Origin of the sequence: Verrucosispora sp. ts21 (genome assembly GCF_002879555.1) — a bacterium.
Taxonomy (GTDB): domain Bacteria; phylum Actinomycetota; class Actinomycetes; order Mycobacteriales; family Micromonosporaceae; genus Micromonospora; species Micromonospora gifhornensis.
On the sequence record NZ_PNOZ01000041.1, the window covers coordinates 1 to 18,855 of the forward strand.

The window sequence follows — 18,855 nt, forward strand, 5'->3', positions numbered from 1 at the left end:
TTGGCACTGGCTTATCAAGCACCCTGTTGAGTTCTCAAAGAACAACCACACACCATCAAGCAACCCACCAGGGCCACCATCCGGGGCATCCGTTCCACTCTCATGCCCGCCGCTCTCGCGCCGGGCACTTTTACTACGTTACCTCACCGTCTGGCCCGTGTCAACCGGTGTGTCCCGGTGTGTCACGCTTCATGCGGTTCGGCACCCGCGATCCGGCGCAGCGGAGATCCGCTTCGCCAGTTCATCGGATTTGGCAGGCCGGCCGCTGCGGTCTCCCGCAAGCTCGCCCGGTGCCCTGCCGGTCGTGAACCTTACCCGGTCGGTTTCGCTCCGCCAAATCCGCCTCGCGGCGAACCAGAAGAGCACCACCCGGACCGAGCTCACCGAGGAGATCCTCAGTAGAACCCGGTGCCATCGTCGGAGCGGGGTCATCGGGTCTTTCGTCCCGTTTCGCCCGTTCCGCGCTGGCAGAGAGAAACTTACGCGGCGGGTGGATTGATCGTCAAATCGATCGGGAACGGTCCCCCTCACGGTGTAGAACCCCGCGCGGTTCCCCGTGCCGCCCAGACATCGAACCCGCTCAGGGCGTACGACGGCGTGCTGCTCGCCAGGCGCGGACGCCGAGCAGGCCGACGGCCGTGCCGATGGCCAGCGAGGCGCCGATCAGCAAGGCGTGCACCCAGAGGAAGCCGGTCGCCGGCCAGTCCCCGACCACCCCGCTGCTCCACGACCTGGGGTCGTTCCAGATGGCCAGCGCGAAGCGCGGCCAGATCACCCAGGTCCAGACCCCGACCCCGGTGAGGAAGACCGCCCAGCCTCGCGACAACACCATGGTCGGCGAGTATGCCAGCGGCGCTACCGGGGGCGGTGCCGAAGCTCTTGCATCGGTACGGTTGAGCGTATGAATCCGCCGCTCAGCCGTACCAGCGCGGAGGCGCACCTCTACATGGACCTGCACGCCTGTTCGTGCGGGTCGACCCGCTTCCCCCGGCACAGTGCCGTCGTCGCGTTGGTCGACGGTGACCTGGCCAGCCGTTACACCGGCACCTGCGAAGGCTGCGGCGCGGAACGGGAGTTCGTCTTCCGGCTACCGGCCACACCGGGGAGCACTGGCGGCGGGTTCCGCTACGGCGGCGACGAACCGTCTCAGCTGCTCGACCCCGGCGAGTGGCTCCTGGTCGCCGACGCGTACGCGGGATCGGTGTCGGCGGAATCCGCCGGCGAGGCCGGCCAGCGGGCCCGCGCCGCGCTCACCCGGGCCGTCGCCGCACTGGACGAGGTGGGCAAGTTCGCCTCGGACGGCGGCGACGAGATCCCCGCGAACGCCTTCGCCAGCGACCGGGGCCGGCAGCTGCACCAGCGCGAGCCGGGCCGGTTCCGCCGCGACCGACTCGCTGCGGTCCGCGGCGCCTACGCCGAAATGCTGGCACGGCTCAGCTGAGCGACTCGGCACCGCCGGTCGACTCGGCTGAGCCGGTCGGGGCGTAGGACTTCTGCTCGCCTACACGTGATCGAGCGGAGTCAGCCGGCCGACGAGTTCGGGCATGGACCCGGCCACCGGTCGCAGCTTGCTCGCCCGGTTGACTGAGGCCGGACCGACCATGTCCTGCTCGGGCAGGAAGTAGACCCTGCTGTCCTGCGGCTGCGCGGTCGAGACCAGCAGCAGACCCCCGGACGGCCGCGCAATGACCAGCCAGTCCGGCGACAACCACGGATCACGGTGTACGCGCTGCGCCGCCACCAGGTCGGTGGGCGGGTGCTGCGGGTGCACCCCGAACAGCGGACGCTCCGGCATGAGGGTGAACGTAACGCCCGGAACATGGTGGTCCACCTCGGGCTGCGCCCCGTTGTTCCGGCGCAGCCAGTCGCGGTAGTCGGGCGGAAGCGGCTGCCCGAGGGCCGCCTCGACAGCCTGGAGTTGCGCCTCGTCGAGTTGGCCGTACGGGCTGAGTCGGGCCCGTTCCCACGGCCTGCCGGTGGGTGGTTCCGGCACCTCGCCGTGGTCCACCCGGCGGACGGTGACCTCCCACTCGTCCAGGCTGGGCATGACGAGGTCGGCGAAGCGCCAGGTCTCCTCCCCGACGGGAAACGTCCCGCCGAGCGTGACGTCGTGCGAGGAGTCCTCGCCGGAGGAGGGCATGACGATGATCTCGGCGCGTACGGGTGGCCCGATGTCGACCCAGCGAACTCCGAGCCGAGCCGGTCCCAGGATCGCCGTGGCGTTGTTCGCGATGGCGGCGACATCAGTGAACGAGCGCAACGCTTGTCTCCCGGTTCTCCCGGCTGGGCGCGACGGCGGACCTGGTCAGAACGGCCCGTCCTGGTAGTTGCGGGGGTCGGTGAAGGTGCCGGGCGGCAACATCTGGACCGGCGGCTGGTCGTCCAGCTCCTTCGGGGTCAACCGTCCGAGGAACTCGCCCATCGACCAGGCCACCGCGCGCAGCTTCTGCTCCCGTAGGGCTGAGCCGGCCGGGCCGGGCGGACCCAGCAGATCCATTTCATGTACGAAATAGACCCTTGGAATGTCCGTCAGTGCGGGGACCACCAGCAGCCCACCGAACGGATTCGCGATCACCAACCAGTCGCGCGACAACCACGGATCCCGATGTACGCGTTGCGCGTGCACCAGGTCGAAGGGCGGGTACTGGGGGTGCACCCCGAACAGCGGACGCTCGGGCAGCAGCGAGAACGGTTTACCGGGAATGTGGTGCTCGACCTCGGGTTGCGCGCCATTGTTCTGGCGTAGCCAGTTGCCGTAGTCCGCCGGGAGCGGGTGCCCCAGAGCCGCCTCCACCGACTGGACCTGTGCCTCGTCGAGCTCTCCGTACGGGCGCAACCGTGCCGGCTTCCAGAGGTGACCGGTGGGCGGCTCCATCACCTCGTCCTCGTCGACCCGACGGATCGTGATCTGCCACGCGTCTTCGCTGGTCATGTCGAGATCCGCGAAGCGCCAGGTCTCCTCGCCCACCGGGAAGGTCTCGCCGAGTGTCACCTCGTACCGTGAGACGTCTCCGTCCCACTCCGGCATGACCACGATCTCGGCACGCACTGGTGGCCCGACGTCCACCCAGCGCGCCCCGAGGCGAGCCGGGCCGATGTCGGTGGGAATGTTGTTACGGATGGCGGTCTTCGCGGTGAAGGATCGCAACGGCTGTCCCCCTGTCCCTGCGGCCGGCATCTTCAGCCGTCGATCATCTCGTACAACGCGGACTCCTCCGGCAGCCTAAACCCGAGCACCTCACGGGCGATCCGCTCGGCCTCTGCCCGACCGACGGGCACCGACCCGCCGATGCCCGACTCTCCGCTTGTCGTCCAGCGAGCCTCCCGCTGGCCGCTTCCGGATGACAGCAGGACGCTCAAGCCGATCACGGTACCGCTGCCGCCGAGCAGCGCGAGATAGCTGATGTCGGCCCGCTCGTCTTCCAGGTCGGTACGGCCGAGGGTGTGCCGGCGCGGCCTGTCGCTCGCGGCCCTGGCCGCGGGCTCCGCCGACCGGGGTACCGGGACCGACGGCGTCAGCGGCACCGTCGGCGGGGTCGGCGGGGTCGGCGGGGTCGGCGGGGTCGGCGGGGTCGGCGGGACATCCTGGCTCGTCACCGAGACGGTCTGCGAGGCGCTGCTCGTGCCACCCATGTCCAGGTGGGCGTGGTGCGGCGACATCAGGTTCAGGAAGTCCCGCACCGGCATTGGCGCGGGATGCTCACTCCCCCACGGGTTGCGCAGTTGCACCAGGCCGTTGGTCACGGACACCACCTCGTAGGCGTGCTCGGCGTAGAGCCCGAACGGCAGGTTGGTGAGTCCCGGTGGGTAGCTCTTCTGAGGCAAGCTGCCGACGATCACCGGGCTTCCAGCGGCCAGGAGGGCGGCAAGTCGAGCAGCGACGGCGGCTTCCTGCCCTGGCCTGATGTCGAAGCGCGACGTCCGGCTCGGTGCACCCGTCAGCTGTGTCATCAGCTCGGCTTGGAAATCACTCGTGCTGCCGACATGCAGCCGGGCATAGCCGAGCGGAGCCGCCCGATGCGGGTCGTCCTTGGAGTGCCAGGAAGTCCAGTCCTGCTGCCAGGCGACACGACGCTGCATGCTCCACGTCCGGTCGACCGCCGCCAGCGCCTTCTCCAGCACCGACGCCCATCCCGAGCCGTTCCGCGACTGGTCCGCGTAGGCGGACTTGCCGGGAGGGTCGGTCCGCAGCGGCACGTCCGGCCGTACGGTGATCCGGAGGCGCCGTCCGGTGGGAGTGGACGTACCGCCGTGCAGCACGCTCTCGTGCAGCAGCACGTCGACGGTGCCGTCCGGGTTCGGCTGGAAGAGCTGGGCCAGCGCATCCGGGCGGTGACCGGCGACAGCGGCCATGGTGGCGAGCATTCCGCAGTCGCCGAGCGCGCCCTGGCGCACCTGCTCCCGCTGCGGCGGGCCGTCGAAGAGTGGTGCCGGTTGCCCGGTCCGCAGATCCAGTGCCTGGCCATATCCGACCGGGGAGTTCGGGTCGGGGTCGGGCAGGGTGACCCGGTCGGCGACCACGGCCACCTCGGTACCGCTGACCGTCGGTTCGACTTCGATCTCGACATCGACGATGGTGCTGGGATCGGGGGGCAGCATCGCCCGCAGCGCGTCGGTAAGCGCGTTCGGGACCAGCGCCATCAGCCGCGCGTCGGTCACGTAGTGGAAGCCATGGGTGCTGAGCACCGCCATCGCTGCGGGGTTGGACCCGTACGCGGCACGGAAGGCGGCGGCGACCCGACTGCGGTCCTCGGCCAGCAGTGACCTGCGACCGCTCTCGGTGGTCAGGTCGAACGCGGGCGCCGACACGTCGAGTGGGAACTCCGGGGCACCGTCGAGGGTGTAGGGGCGCAGGTCGAAGCGGCCGGTCAGGTCGACGTAGACGCCTTCGGCGGCGAGCCGGTCGGCCAGCTGCGGATCGGTCTGCCGGATCGCGTCCAGCGCTGCCGGTGGCAGCGCGACGACCTGCCCGGCCAAAGCCGGCATCCGGGGCAGCGAGGACTGGCTCTGCTCCCCGTGCACGGCCAGCTCGCGCAGCTTGTTGGTGATCTCGGCGGCCGAGGGCGGCTGGAGGTCGGGTGCCAGCCGGGCGCGGTAGTCGATCGCCCGGAACCGCTCGACCCGGTTCGGGTCCGGGTTGGCGGCGAGCGCTCCGGCCACCGCCTCCGGCGTGATCGTCGGCACGCTCAGCCGGATGACGTGGTGCCACGCGTCGGCGGGGAGCAGTGCCAGGCGGGCTGAGGCTTCCGGCGTACCCCAGTGCAGGCCGAGTTGGTCGACAAGCGCGTCGATCTCGCGGCGCAGGACCAGACGGGTGCTCGGGTCGGCATTCTCATACCCGGCTGCCAGCACGCGCAGCTCGGCCAGCCGGCCACGGTCGCGGGCGGTGAGGCCGGCCGGGTCGATGGGCGTTTCCGGGGTGCCCTGGTCGAAGAGCCCGACCTGGGCCTGGCCGCTCTCGTGTCGGGCCAGCAACTCGGCGAACTCGTGGGCCACCGCGCGATCCACCACGGCGTCGACGGCCCGGTCGGAGACGGTGAGGGTGAAGGTGCCGTCGAGGTTGCGGGTCGTCTGCGCCACCGTCGTGCCGGTGAGCGCGCCGGTGGTGACCTGGATCCGCAGCGGTGCCAGGCCACCCGCCCGGATTTCGAAGACGTCCGGGTCGACGGCGGCGATCTGGTCCGCGCCGATCGTGTCGGCCAGGGTGGGCAGCACCAGTCGCGCCCGGTCGAGCACCGCCGTCGGATCGCCGGCCGGTCGGCCCTGCCCGTGGAAGTCGGAATCCGGCAGCGCCGCCACGCTGCTCTGCGCCACCTCGACGTGCCCGTACCAGGGGCTCATCAGGTCCAGGAAGGCGCGTACCGGCATCGGGGTGGGGTGGCTGGCGTTCCACGGGTTACGCAGCTGCACCTCACCGTTCGTCACCGACACGACCTCGTACGCGTGGCCAGGGATGAGTCCGTACGGCGGTTTGCCGGGGTACTGGGCGGCCGGCAGGGTTCCGGTGATCACCGGGCTGCCCGCGGAGAGCAGGGTGGCCAACCGGGCTTCCGCCTCGGCCTCCCGGCCGGGCGTCGGATCGAGTCGACTGACGCTGCTGGGCAGGCCGGTGAGTTGGGTGAGCAGTTCCGCCTGCACCAGCCGACTGCTGCCGTTGCCGAGTCGGGCGTAGCCCAGCGGTGCGGCCTGGTGCGGGTCGGCGCCGGGCCGGGCGCTCCACTGCTGCTGCCACTGGTCGTGGCGCTGCTGGGTCCAGGTGCGGTCGACCGCCGCGATCGCCTTCTCCAGCAGCGACGCCCAGGAACTGCCGACCGTCGACTGGTCGGCGTAGGCGCTGCGACCGTTCGAGTTGGCGTGCAACGGCACGTCCGGCCAGACCGTGACCCGCAGTTGGCGTCCGGTCGGGGTGACCGACTGTCCCGGACCGCTCGCCTCGTGCAGCAGCACGTCGACCGAGCCGTCCGGGTTGGGGTGGAACATCTGCGCGATGGTGTCCGGCAGGTGCCCGGCGACCGCCCCGATCACGGCGATCATGCCGCAGTCACCGAGCGCACCCTGCTGCACGTCCTCGCGCCGGGGCGGACCGTCGAACAGCGGTGCCGACTGCCCGGTCCGGGCGTCCAGCGCCGGCCCGTACGCCGGGCCGGGTGTGGTCGGTGAATCCGGTGGCAGGCTCACCCGGTCGGCCACGACCTGGGTGTCGCCGGACGGCCCGTTTGTCGACGCGCTCTCCGCCGGGGTGGCCGGGGTCGGCGGTACGGGGGTGATGCCGCGCAGCACGTCGGTCAGGACATCCGGCACCAGCCCCATCCAGCGGGCGGTGCCCTGGTAGTGGAAGTCGTGGTCGGCGAGCAGGGTCGCGGCCTGACCGCCGCGCAGGGCACGCAGTGCCGCTCGGGACCGCTGCCGGTCCTCGTGCAGTTGGGCCTGCCGACCGGCTTCGGTGCTCAGGTCGTACGCCGGCCGCGCCGCACCGAGGTCGATCGCCGGCACGTCCGCCATGTACGGGCGCAGGTCGTAGCGGCCGGTCAGGTCGACGTAGACGCCTTCGCGGGCGAGCCGGTCGGCGAGTTGCGGGTCCACCGCGCGGACGCGGTCGAGCTGTGCCGGCGGGATGCCGATGATCTGCCCTGCGAAGGCGGGCATCCGCGGCATGCCGGACTGGGTGTGTTCCGCCTCGGCGGCCAGTTCCCGCAGCCGGTCGGTCAGTTCCGTCGACTGCGGCACCTGGAAGTCGGGGGCCAGCCGGGACCGGTAGTCGATCAGCCGGACCCGCTCTACCTCGGTGAGGGTGGGGGCACCGGCGAGCACCGCCGACACCGCTTCCGGGTTGAGGGCGGGGACGCTGAGCTGCATCAGGTGGGCCAGCACGTCGCGCGGGAGCAGCGCCCACCGGGCCCGGACTCCCTGGTCGCCCACGCGGAGGCCGAGGTGGTCGGCGAGGGCGTCGATCTCGGCGCGTACGGCCAGCCGGCCCGGGGCGTCGGTGGTGGCGTACCCGGCGGCGAGCAGCCGGATCTCGGCGAGCCGACCCTGATCGTGGGCGGTGAGCCCGGACGCGTCGATCGGGCCGCGTACGTTGCCCGGGTCCAACGGGCCGACAAGCGCCCGGCCAGCCTCGTTAAGTGCCACCAACTCGGCGACCTCGTGCGCCAGCGCCCGCACGACCGCCTGGTCCCCGGCCCGCTCCGACACGGTGACCGTGAAGGTCCCGTCGGGGTTGCGGACCGACTGGGCCACCACGCCGTCGGCCAACGGCCCCGCGGTGAGCCGCACGGTCAGCGGGTGCTGCCCGGCCGGACGGATCTCGAACCGGTCCGGGCCGACCGGCACCACGGCGTCGACCTGCGCGTACGGTGCGATCTGCGGCAGCGCGACCCGCGCGGCGTCCAGGACCGCGTCGGGGTCGGCGTCCGGTCGACCCAGGCCGTGGAAGGTCGAGCCGGGCACGGCACTGGCGGTGAGCGAGCCGGCCGTCGATACGCTGCCGTCATGGCCACGCCCGCCGAGCTGTACGCCGCCATCCTGGCCGACCCCGACGACCTCGACCTGCGCCGGCGCTACGCCGACGCCATCGAGGCCACCGACCCCGACCACGCCGAGGTGATCCGCATCGACCTGGCGGGCACCCGGCCCGACCGGGCCGCCGCCCTGCGGTACCGACGAGTCGTCCCGCGGCTCGCCGCGCCGGTCGCCGACCTGCTCGTCGACTGGAAGGTCCGCAACGGACTCGTCGAACTGGTCACGATGACCGCCCGCACCTTCGTCGACCGCGGTGCCGAGGTCTTCGCCCACCTGCCTGTCCGCCACCTGACCCTTGTCGACGCGGCCGGGCTGATGCCGGACGTCGCCGGTGTCGCCGGCCTGGGGCGTCTGGTCGCCCTCGACCTGAGTGACAACCCGATCGGTGACGACGGCGTCGCCGCGCTGGCCGGCTCCCCGCACCTGGGTCGGTTGCGGTGGCTGGGCCTGGCCAACTGTGGCGTCGGGCCCGCCGGTGCCGAGGCCCTCGCCGCCAGCCGGAAGCTGCCCGCCCTGCGTTACGTCGAGCTGTGGGGCAACCCCGTCGAGGTCGTCGCCAAGGGCGTCGGGCAGGACATCGACGGCAGGCCCGTCGCTGTCGAGATGCCGCCGCTCGGCCGGGAACTCGACGAGCGGTACGGTCCCCTGCCCTGGCTCGACATCCAGTGGGGTTGGCGACTGCTCGGTGTCGCCCGCTGGGACGAGGTCTGACGGCACACCCGAGGTGTCCGGGCCCGTGCCGCCGGCCGGCTGCGCGCCGGGTGGCACGGGTGGTGCGCCGAGGTTCGCTTCGGCGATCCGCTGGGCGTGGAACCGGATGCTGGGCGGGATGCCCCGCGAATCGTCCGGCAACGCGGCGGCCTGGTCCACGATCGTCTGCCGTAGCGCCGGGCCGACCTTGGCCAGCAGCGGACCGGCCACGCTGGCCCCACCGAGGACCCGCAGCTGGCCGCTGGTGTCCCGTAGACCCAACACGTCGGCTGGGCCGTCGTGTGCGGTGGCCGGACCGTGCAGCGGCGACAGATCCACCTCGGACAGCAGGTCGGCTACGCCCCCCGGATATTCGGGTGCCTGCCCGATCGAGAAGACCACCCGGTCGTACGCCTGCCGGCTGCCGTCGGTGAACTCCACAAGGAACTCGCCGTCGACCGTGTGCCGCAGGCTGACGATCTCCCGCAGCGACTGCTCCACCTGGCCGCGTACGGATTCAGCGTAGGCACCGACCTCCGGCAGGGTGTTGCGCCGGTTGTAGCCACCACCGAAGCTGAACCGCAGCCGCGCCTCGGCGTCGTTGCCGGGGTCGCCGGTCAGCTGGTCGGGCGGTGGCGGCATGGCCCGGGCCGACCAGTCGACGTTGCCGGCCGGGGAGGCCACCGCCTGCTCGATGTCCCACGCGCCGGAGGCACCCGCGCCGAAGACGAGCACCCGGTCACCGGGGCGGTACGCGTCGGCCAGGTTCTGCCCGCCGAAGTCGACGGCGGGCGCGGACGGGCGGGGATCACCGAACGAGCCGTCCGGCGCGTGGCCGAGCCGGGCGCGTACCTCGTCGGAGAGGGTGTCGGGGTCGACCGGCGCGCCGTCGGGGTCGAAGACCTGCCCGGTCGTGGAGTCCACGGCGTAGCCGGAGGTCGGATCGACCACCAGGGGATCCGTCGGCCGTCCGTCGAAGTCGGCCAGCAGCGGTGCGTGGGAGACGCCGGCACCGAGGACGGTTCGTACCGTCGCCGGGAGGGTGTCCGGGTCCACCACGGTGCCGTCGGGGGCGCGGAACACCAGGGTCGGTCCGGACCGGTCGACCCGGTAGCCGGTCGTCGGGTCGACGTACTGGCCGCCTGCGGTGGCCGGCGCGTTCGGCACCCGAGAAGGTCCGGGCCCGGACGCGACATCGACGGAGGCGGTGAAGAACTGTCGCCCACCCACGGTCACCCGGAAGTTCGCGCCGTCCGGCCAGCCCACGGCGTCGGCCGGGCGGGGGGTGATCGCGGTCGCCGTGCCCTGGTAGGTCGGCATTCCGCTGAGCGCCCGCGCCGCGCCCACCGCGTCGGCGAAGACGTCGGACGGTGTGAACTGGGTGCCCGCCTCGGCCAGGTCGGCCGGCTGGAACGGCATCCCCGGAAGCTCCAGCTCCGACGGGATCTGGCCCATCAGCAGGGCCTGTCGCTCCGCCCAGGGGTCGTGGCCCTGCGACACGCAGAGCACCGGCGGCAGGCCGATGCCGGTGTCGGCGACGCCGCCCATGGTGACGAAGTCGGCGGTGGCGGCCCAACCGCCACCGATCACCAGCCGGCCGAAGACGTGCTCGGGCGCGATGTCCAGGGTGGCGTCGACCCTGGTGGTCAGGGCGAGGTCGGCGGCGTTGCGCGACGCGGTGGCCTGCTGCGCCCAGGTACGGGCCTCGGCGCGGATCGCCGACTGCGCGGCCCGCAGGTCCGCGACGAGTTGCTGCCCGGTCGCCTGGCCGATCAGGTTCTCGATCGCCGGGGCGGCCGGACCCAGGTGGCTGCGGATCAGGTCGAGTCGGGCCTGCGCCGCCTCCGCTCCGACCACCGGGACGTTGGCACCGAGCCCGTGCACGGCATGCGACGGGTCCTGTTCCAGCAGGCCGGAGGCGACGAGCAGGCTCAACGCCTCGGCCTGCAGCTGGCCGGCGCGGGCCGGGTCGGTGGTCGCGGTGCTGTCGGCGAGGACGACCCGCAGTTCGGCGAGGCGGCCGATGTCCCGCGCGGTGAGGACGCGGGTGCCGTCGTACTCGGGTCGGGCCCCCTCGGCGAGCGCGGTGGTGGCGTCGGTACGCAGGTCGACGGCGCGTTCCTGGGCGACCGTGTCCACCTCGGCGAGCATCGCGGAGACCGCCCGCCGGACGTGGTCCGGATGCGCGCCGGTGGACACCTGCACCACGGCACCGTCGGCGGTGTACCCGACGGTGGCGACCGGCACGGCCGGTACGCCCGTCGGCGGGTCGGCCAGCACGATCCGTACCTGGTAGGGGCCGTCGGCCGTGTCCAGGGTGACGGTGGCGGCGGCCGGGTCCACGCTCGCCTGCTCGGGCAGCGGGCCGGCGGTCAGCGCTTCCTGCACGGCCTGCGCGGTCCGGGCCGCATCGGCGTCGAGCAGCGCACCGCCGAAGGTCGTACCGGCGGCGGCCTGCCGCAGGTCGGGCCCGTCGGCAGGGGTCGGTTCGGAGTCGGGCCCCGGCGGCGCGGGCGGCCCGTCGGGGTCGGCGGCGTCGGTCCGGCCGTCCGCGGCTGTGGAGTCGGTGTCGGTCCGGCCGTCCGGGTCGGTCAGGCCGTCGGTTCCGGTTGGGGCCAGACCTGCCGACCCTTGATCCGGCCCTCGCGTCGCGCCTGGGTGTACTCCTCCATGATCCGCCTCGGGGGCAGGCTGGAGTGAGCCGTGATCACTCCCGTCCGGTCGATGATGTAGCTGCCCTGCCCCACTGCCATCCCCGCGGACCGTTCCTGTTCCGAGAGCCTCTCCCGGGCCAGCCAGCCGAACTCGAACTCCCGAAGCACTATCGGATTCCCGGTCCCCAGCAGCTGGCTGATCAGCGTCAACGCCTCGTCCTCGGTCAACTCGCCCCTCTCCGTCAGGCACCATCATCGCCCAGAGGGCATGGGTGTCCCGCACCTCGCCGGCCGGCATGTCCACCGACGCCGTGCCCGTCTGGGGATCCCACCACACTGGCGCATCGGCGTCGGCCGGGAAGACGATCACGAAGGCGTGCGAGCCGTCGACCTCCGGTTGGCCGTTGTCGTCGAGGACGACGTTGCCGGCGTCGTCGAGAAGCAGCCAGTCGGCGACCACGAGCGCCGACGCCCCCGGCCCGGCGTCGGCCACCTGCTGGTAGAGGTCGGCGTACTGGGCGGCCACCGCCTCGGTACGGGCCGACAGGTCGGTGGGCAGACCGTCCGGGCCGCCGATCCACTGCCCACCGATCCACGCCTCGGCCCGCTCCAGGCCGCCCCGCTCACCGGAAAGCCTGTCGATCGAGCCGTCGGGAAGGCGATCCGGCCACCGTGGGCGCGACACCTGCGGGTCACCGTGGAAGCTGGCAAGCGCCGACAGCGAACTGTCCAGGCAGTTGTTGCCCCGGCCCGGCTGATCCGGCCCACCGTCGTTGACCAGCCCTCCGTACGGGTGGGTGGACGGGTCGGCGAAGACGGCGTACCCGTGCGGGGTGGCCAGGCTGGCGGCCAGGTCGTCGTGGAAGCGGGGGTCCTCCAGCGGCGCCAGTTCGCCCGGCCCGAACCGTCGACCCTCGTCGAGCGACGGCGCGGTCGCGGTCAGTCGGTCGGTGTCACCGTCGGCCAGACCTGACGACCCGTCATCCGGCCCGCCCGGCGCGCCTGGGTGTACTCCATGATCAGCAGCGGCACCGGCAGACTCATCTGCGCTGTGATCACCCCGCTCCGGTCGATGATGTAGCTCCCGTGGCCCAGTTGCCGACCCTCCGCCCGTTCCTGCCGAGACAGTTGTTCCTTCGCCAGCCAACCGAACTCGAACGGATGCAGCTCGATCTCGTTCGGCGTACCCAGTAGGCGCTTGATCAGCGTCAGCGCCTCTTCCTCCGTCATCGGGAATCCCTTCCACCGCGGGCGTCATCGACCACAGCGCGTACGTCTGCGCCACGTACGCGGTCGGGGGTTGTGGCCAGGTCATCCCCCGCTGTGGATCCCACCAGACCGGCCCCTCGGCACCCTGCGGATATACCAGAACCAGGGCGTGTGAATCCTCGACCTGAACGTTGCCGTTGTCGAGGAGAAGGTCTCCGGTGCGGCGATCCCGCTTGACCCATTCGGCCACGACCAAGGCCGCTGAGCCGGGGCCGGCCTCGGCGATGTGCTGATGCAGTCGGGCGTACTGTGCGCTGACCGCCGCAGCGCGCTCAGCGGGCGTGGTGGGAAGTCCGGCCGGGCCGCCGGCCCAGGTGCCGCCGAGCCAGGACTCTGCCCGGTCGAGACCACTCGCCTCACCCGTGACGGTGTCGATCGAGCCGTCCGGTCGCACGTCCGACCAGCGGGGGAAGGACACCTGCGGGTCGCCGTAGAAGCTGGACAACGCCGAGAGTGAGCAGTCCAGGCAGTTGTTGCCGCGGCCGGGCCGACCCGGTCCGCCATCGTTGATCAGTCCACCGTACGGGTTGGTGGACGGGTCGGCGAAGAGAGCGTGGCCTTGCGGCGTTCGCAGGGCCTGCTCGACGTCCCAGTGGAAGCTCGGATCCTCCAGCGGCGCGAGCTCACCCGGCCCGATCCGTCTCGTCTGTGACAACCCGCGATCGGTACCGAGCGGCACCGCATGCCGACCTGCGTCGGTGGCGCCGGCGGTCGTGTCGCTCCCCGGAGGCACCGGCGGGGTCTCGGACGCGACAGGGGTGGTGCTCAGGTCGCCTGGCGGCAGATCTCCGTCAACTCGGTCTCCGTCGGCAGCGGCACCGTCGTGAAGTGCGCCGTCTGGCGTTCCGCCGTCGCCCGGTCGACCCGTTCGATCTCGTGGCGCTCCGGATTCGCCCACAGGATCGCCGCCGCCACGTCCGGGCGGAACGTCCACGCGCCCGTCGGACGGTCCCAGATCACCGCCTGGGTCGGCCCCGAACTCTCCGCCTCCGCGATCAGGTTGACCGGCGGGCCCGTCGGGTCGTCCGGTCTCCGCAGGAGGAAGTAGCCGAACGTCAGCGCCGTCATGCGGGCCCCCCATCAGGTCAGGATCCAGACCGGGCAGGTCGGACGCCGTCAATCCTCGCGCGGCGAGCACGTCGGCGAACGTCTGGCCCTGCTGCCCGAGCCAGTCGAGGTACGACTGACGGATACTCTCCTGCCGGGCCGAGGACATCCACTTCGCGAAGCTCGTGTTCTTCGGGGTGTCGAACCGCCCGGAGTCCATCCCGCCCGGCATGTGTGCCGCGATGCCGTTCGCCTTGTTGATCGTGAGGATGTCGAGGAAGGCGTGCACCCGGGCGCTGGGTGTCTGCGCCGGGTCACGCATCACCTCGTACGGCACATGGGTCTGCTTGCCGATCGCGTAGCTGGTCGCGGTCGGGAACTGCAACTCGAAGGTGCGCCCGGTCGGCGAGGTCAGCGTGCAGTTCAACCCGAAGAACCGGTTACCCGGGTGCCAGAAGTTCTTCAGGTCGGTGACCTGGTAGCCCTGTGCCTCCAACGACGACAGGACCGCGTCCACCGCCGGCCCGTACGCCTCGGTCTCCGGCCCCTGCACCGAGAACCGCACCACGTCGTTGACGGTGTCCAGCGCGGAACCGAGGTCGTAGCCGAGCGGCTCCAGCTCGGTGCGGAACTTGCGGGCCAGCGACTCGGCGCCCTTGACGCGATGCTGCTCGCCGAGCGTGCTCAGCGCGTCCGCCCCGGTCAGCCCGAGCCGGGCGTTCACCTCGGCGTTCACGCCGTGCAGGTCGGCCAGGATCTGGTCGGCGTCGCGCTGCGCGTCGGCGAGCGCCTCGTGCAGGGTCGCCTGATCCGGCTCCGCGAGGCCGTCCAGGTAAGGGCTCGCCGCCGGGTCACCCTCGGGCGTCGCGGCGTCGGCGTCGCTCAGCCCGTCGGATCCGGTACCGGCCAGACCTGTCGGGCTTCCTCCCTGCTCATCGACATGGCCGGGCTGCACCTCCATCGGCGAGCCCGGCATGTCGGGCCTGCTGGGGTCGGGGGTGGTGGCGGAAGTGTCGTCGGGTGCTGTCGAGTCCGGTGGGGCTGGTGGCCGGATGTCGGTGTCCGTCGCTGCGGGGCGGTGCGGGTCACCCTCGGCGTCGAGGACGATCGACCAGACGTTGCCGGGATCGCCGTGCACCGGGTCGGTGTCGGAGATCAGCTGGTTCTGGGCGTCTAGCCAGATGATGGTGCCGTCGTGGTTTACCGCGTTCCAGGTGTGTGCGCCGTTGCCGTCCGGACGGGTGGTGATGATCAGGGCCGCCGAGCCGGGGCCGGCCGCACGCAGCGCGTCGGCGACGGCGTCCAGGCCGGCGGTGCCGGTGCCCTGGTGGGCGAATTCGGTGCGTAGTGCCTGCTCCTGCCGCGCCGTGCTGCCCGCCTCCACCTCGGCCGAGGTGGCGGTCGGGGCGGCCACCTCGGGCCGACCGAACCAGGTGTCCAGGACGGAGAGCCCGACGTCGGCACAGTTGTTGTCGCGTCCGGGGACGGTCGGACCGCCGTCGTTGACCAGGCCCGCCCACGATCCGACGCGCGGATCCGGGTGCACAAGCGGTCGACCGGTCGTCGCATCGCGCGGCACGGCCGCGTCGAGCGTCTGCTGGTCGGCCTGCTCCGGGGGGACCAGGCCGTTCGGGTCGCCGTACGGTCGGTTGTCGCTCAGCGGAGGGCCGTTGCCCACCACGCCAGGGACCGACGGCTGGTAGGTCCGGGCGTCCCGCTCCGGGTCCACGATCGGCTCGATGCCGAACTGTGGCAGGAAGTGTGCGCACGAGCGGCAGGGCGGCCGGTGGTGCCCCAGCTTGTAGACGGTGTCGTTCTGCTGAGCCGGTTTGACCTGATGAGTCAGGATCTTGGCACCGTTGAAGGCGTCACGTGCGTACTGTTCGAAGGAGCCTGGCTCACCGGCGTCGCGCCACTGCGTTTCGAGCCGGTAGAGCTGATCCGAGACCAGGGCCACCTCGGCACACTTACCGTGCCCGCTGCCGGTTCCGTCCGGCAACGCCGCCTTCGTGCGATCCAGCGCGGCCTGCGCAAGCGGGTGCACGGACGGCTGGGTCGGCGGCTTGGTGCCCTTGTCCGCGGTCATGCTGGTGTGCGTGGTGATGCCACCGTCGGACATCATCAGGGCACCTGACGTGCCGGGCTGCTTGGCCCGGGAGATCGTGCCGTCCTTCACCGCCTGCCGGGTGGCCTCGGCGAGGGTCCGGGACGCCTCGATCAGGGCCTGCTCCGCGTCCGGGCCGGTGGGGTCGCCGTCCACAGCGGTGGGAGACAACTGCCAGCTGTGGGTGCCGTTGCCGGTCGGCCCTTCGGACCGCCGGAGGGTGTCCGGGTTCACCGGACCCCGGCCGGTGTCCGGCGCGGTCGGGCCACCAGGCTGGAGCGTCCCCGTGCTGCCCGGCACCGCGACGACGACCGGCCCGCCGGTGGCCGACTGGTCGGCCTGGTCCGCCCGGCGCGCCGCAGGATCCGTGGCACCGTCCGGGGAGGCGGGCGTGACCGTCGGGTCGGTGGTCGCGGCTGTGGGCGTGACCGTCGGGTCGGTGGTCGCGGTGGTGGTCGCCGAATCGGTGCCTGCCGTCTCGGCCGGCACCGTCGGCCGCACCGCCGGACCGGTGTCGGGCTGGGCCACGGAAACACCGTCGGACTGCGGCGCCGAAGCAGTGTCAGGCGGCGTCACCGAAGCAACGTCGGGCTGCGCCACGGAAGCGGCATCGGGCTGGGTCACCGGGGCGGCGCTGGGTGGCGGGGTCAGCGAGACCGATCCCGCCGAGTTCGGGGCCGTGGTGTTGGCCGGTGCCCTCGGGGTCGGCTGCGTACCGGTGTTGCCGGTGGCGGGCGTGGTCGACGTGGGCGAGGTCGACGTTGTGGGGGTGGTCGACGTGCCGGCGGTCGGCGTGCCAGGTGCGGAGGTCGGGGTGGTGGGCGCGGGGGCCGTCGGGGTGGCGGCTGGGGTGGTCGCGGACGGTACGGCGGTGGTCTGCGCCGGGTTCAGCGTGGTGGCGGGAGTGACGTTGCCCGGGGTGGCTCCCGCCACCGGGCTCGCGGGTGGTGCACCCGGCACCACAGCGGGAGCGATCTCCGCGGCCAGGGGATCAACCCCGGAGACGGCCGGGCCACCGGGACCATCGACGCTCGCGCCGACCCCGGAGTCCGGAACCGGACCAACACCGACGGTACGACCGGCACCAGCCGAGGCGTCGACCGGCACAGTTCCGGCATTACCCGCCGACGTGTCGACAGGAGCGGTCTGAACCCGATCGCCGGTGCCGTCGACAGGCGCGCTCTGAGCCCGGTCACCTGTGGTGTCGACAGAATTAGGTGCCTGGTCGCCCGTGGTGTCAGCGGCGGAACTCGGCGCCCGGTCGCCACGGCTGTCGACAGGGGAATTCTGTGCCCGGTCGCCGGTGGTGTCGGTGGCCGTGTCCGGGGCTCCGGCGGCGGCCTGGTCGGTCGGCGGTCCGCTGTCGGCGCGCTCCGCCGGGCCGGCCTGCTCGGTCGAGTCGGAGGTGGCGCGGTCGGCGGGTGTGTCGGCGACCGGTGTCGCGGGGTCGCCCGGGGTGCTGTCCCGGTTGGTGTCTCCGACGGGCTCGGCAGTCGCCGGGGTGCCGTCGGTGGGCACCCGACCGCCGGTGGTGGCCGCGTCGTCGCGTCCAGCCGTGCCGGACTCGTCACCGCGCGACACGACATCTGTGGAGGTCGGGTCGCTGGCACCGCTGGCCAGGTCCACACCCTCGGTCGTGGTGGCGGGGCCACTGGACGAGGTGGCACCGTCGGCCGGCGCGGCGACGACCGGATCCGCCGACGGCGCGAGGCTGATGGAACCCGCCCCGCTCTGCGGCACGGTGCCGCCGCCGTGCTGACCCGTACCGATGTCGGTGTCGGTGGTGCCGCGGCCGGCAGCGCCGGTGGCACCCCCGTCCGTGCTGGTCGCACCGTTGGCGCCGGTGGCACCCCCGTCGGTGCTGGTGGCACCGTTGGCGCCGGTGGTGCTGCCGAGGTTGCCGAGGTCCACCCCGCCGACGCCGGGGGACGGGTTGAGGCCCGCGCCCAGGCCGGCACCGGGGGTGGTGGTCCCACTCAGCCGGTCGAGACCAAGGTTGGTGACCTTGGCACCCAGGTTTCCGGTGGCACCACCGGCGAGGGTCGCGCCGGTGCGGCCGGCACCACTGGCGAATCCGCCGAGGAAGGCGTCCGCGCCGGGGAGCACGAGCTGCTGGTTGACGCTGGCGTTGGCGAGCACGCTCGCGGCCGGTGAGATGAGCGCGTTCTGGGCACCCGAGGCGATGCTGGTGCCGCCCCAGCGCACCAGCCCGCTGCCCGGGAAGGACAACCGGGACGGGCTGAACGAGACAGGCATCTTGGGCGCCACCCGCCGGCCGGCCCAGTTCATGCCGGAACCGAGCACAGCGCCGTACGCGCCACCCACCCCCGCCGTGAGCGTCCGGTTCCCGTCCCACTGCCGCCGCTCGCCGCTGCGCATCTGGTACGCCTGGGCGCCGACGTCGATGATCAGCTCTTCGCCGATCTCCTCCATCAGCTCCAGACCGAGCCGGTTGAGGCCCTGCCGGAAGCCCTGACTGGTGACGATCTGCCCGACCCGACCGCCGGCGGTCCGCAGCGCCGCCTGAAGCCCCGCCCGGGTGAGCAGCTGCCGCCCCATCTGGGCGATGAGCCGCCGGAAGGCGACAGTGACCGCCTGCCGACCGGCCGCCAGGATGCCCGGGATCGCACCGGCCGAGACACCGCCCAGCCAGGCCATCAGCAACGCGACGAAGACCGCGATGACGGTGATGATGACGGCGATCAACACCGTCAGCTTGGCGTACTCGATCTCCAGGGCCGCCTGGTCGCAGCCGGACGCGTACGCGGCGGCGATCTCCTGGATCAGTGGCAGGCCGGTGTTCGGGTCGACGCCGACCTGGTTCCACAGCGCACCGAACGCCTCGCCGGCCCCGCCGCCCCAGCTCTGCAGGATCTTCATGACCGCCGGGTCGGCCTCGGTCAGCACCTCACCGACCAGGTCGGCCAGGGACTGCCAGGCATCGGCCAGCTCGCGCATCCGGTCCTCGTCGCCGCTGGGCCACGCCTCACCGGCGCTGACCCAGCAGATGGCATCCCAGACCCAGCCGTACTCGCCCAGCGAGTGCTTGGGATTGGGTACCGCCACCGG

7 protein-coding genes and 2 pseudogenes are annotated in these 18,855 nt (G+C 72.3%); 2 read left to right on the forward strand and 7 right to left on the reverse strand.

The genetic code is table 11. The annotated features are described in order from the left end of the window. Positions 1-580: 580 nt before the first annotated feature. Positions 581-832 carry an SCO4848 family membrane protein gene (locus tag C1A38_RS18520; protein WP_102659043.1) on the reverse strand — a complete coding sequence of 84 codons (252 nt, stop codon included), beginning with the start codon at positions 830-832 and terminating at the stop codon, positions 581-583. A gap of 69 nt (positions 833-901) precedes the next feature. On the opposite strand from C1A38_RS18520, the gene C1A38_RS18525 reads away from it, so the two are divergent. Then, complete coding sequence (locus C1A38_RS18525; protein WP_102659044.1) at positions 902-1,441, forward strand: hypothetical protein; 540 nt, start codon at positions 902-904, stop codon at positions 1,439-1,441. A gap of 60 nt (positions 1,442-1,501) precedes the next feature. Here C1A38_RS18525 and C1A38_RS18530 read toward each other — a convergent pair whose 3' ends face one another. The 3 genes from C1A38_RS18530 to C1A38_RS32450 are packed head-to-tail and all read right to left on the reverse strand — an operon-like array spanning position 1,502 to position 7,356. Further along, on the reverse strand, positions 1,502-2,260 hold the full coding sequence (locus C1A38_RS18530; protein WP_233196893.1) for a DUF6406 domain-containing protein: 759 nt from the start codon (positions 2,258-2,260) through the stop codon (positions 1,502-1,504). A 45-nt stretch (positions 2,261-2,305) separates the two neighbouring features. Then, positions 2,306-3,148, reverse strand: coding sequence for a DUF6406 domain-containing protein (locus C1A38_RS18535; protein ID WP_233196894.1), 843 nt, complete (start codon positions 3,146-3,148; stop codon positions 2,306-2,308). A 32-nt stretch (positions 3,149-3,180) separates the two neighbouring features. Then, positions 3,181-7,356 (reverse strand): C2 family cysteine protease, encoded by a 4,176-nt coding sequence (locus C1A38_RS32450; RefSeq protein WP_353505522.1) that lies wholly within the window; start codon positions 7,354-7,356, stop codon positions 3,181-3,183. Positions 7,357-8,337: 981 nt separating this feature from the next. Between C1A38_RS32450 and C1A38_RS32455 the strand changes: the two genes are divergently transcribed. Beyond that, complete coding sequence (locus tag C1A38_RS32455; protein WP_353505523.1) at positions 8,338-8,733, forward strand: leucine-rich repeat domain-containing protein; 396 nt, start codon at positions 8,338-8,340, stop codon at positions 8,731-8,733. A gap of 2,955 nt (positions 8,734-11,688) precedes the next feature. Here the strand turns inward: C1A38_RS32455 and C1A38_RS32460 are convergent. The 3 genes and pseudogenes from C1A38_RS32460 to C1A38_RS32470 all read right to left on the reverse strand — a co-directional run. Then, positions 11,689-13,368 (reverse strand): annotated as a pseudogene (locus C1A38_RS32460) (toxin glutamine deamidase domain-containing protein); the annotation flags it as partial. A 32-nt stretch (positions 13,369-13,400) separates the two neighbouring features. Beyond that, positions 13,401-13,703 carry a hypothetical protein gene (locus C1A38_RS32465; RefSeq protein ID WP_081476327.1) on the reverse strand — a complete coding sequence of 101 codons (303 nt, stop codon included), beginning with the start codon at positions 13,701-13,703 and terminating at the stop codon, positions 13,401-13,403. 1,153 nt (positions 13,704-14,856) lie between these two features. Continuing rightward, positions 14,857-18,852: pseudogene (locus C1A38_RS32470) on the reverse strand (YwqJ-related putative deaminase); the annotation flags it as partial. Between the last annotated feature and the right edge of the window lie 3 nt (positions 18,853-18,855).

Coding starts and splice junctions, on each gene's coding strand:
- C1A38_RS32455 (WP_353505523.1), top strand. CDS start 8,338: ATGCCGGACGTCGCCGGTGTCGCCGGCCTGGGGCGTCTGGTCGCCCTC.
- C1A38_RS18520 (WP_102659043.1), bottom strand. CDS start 832: ATGGTGTTGTCGCGAGGCTGGGCGGTCTTCCTCACCGGGGTCGGGGTC.
- C1A38_RS18525 (WP_102659044.1), top strand. CDS start 902: ATGAATCCGCCGCTCAGCCGTACCAGCGCGGAGGCGCACCTCTACATG.
- C1A38_RS32450 (WP_353505522.1), bottom strand. CDS start 7,356: ATGCAGCTCAGCGTCCCCGCCCTCAACCCGGAAGCGGTGTCGGCGGTG.
- C1A38_RS32465 (WP_081476327.1), bottom strand. CDS start 13,703: ATGACGGCGCTGACGTTCGGCTACTTCCTCCTGCGGAGACCGGACGAC.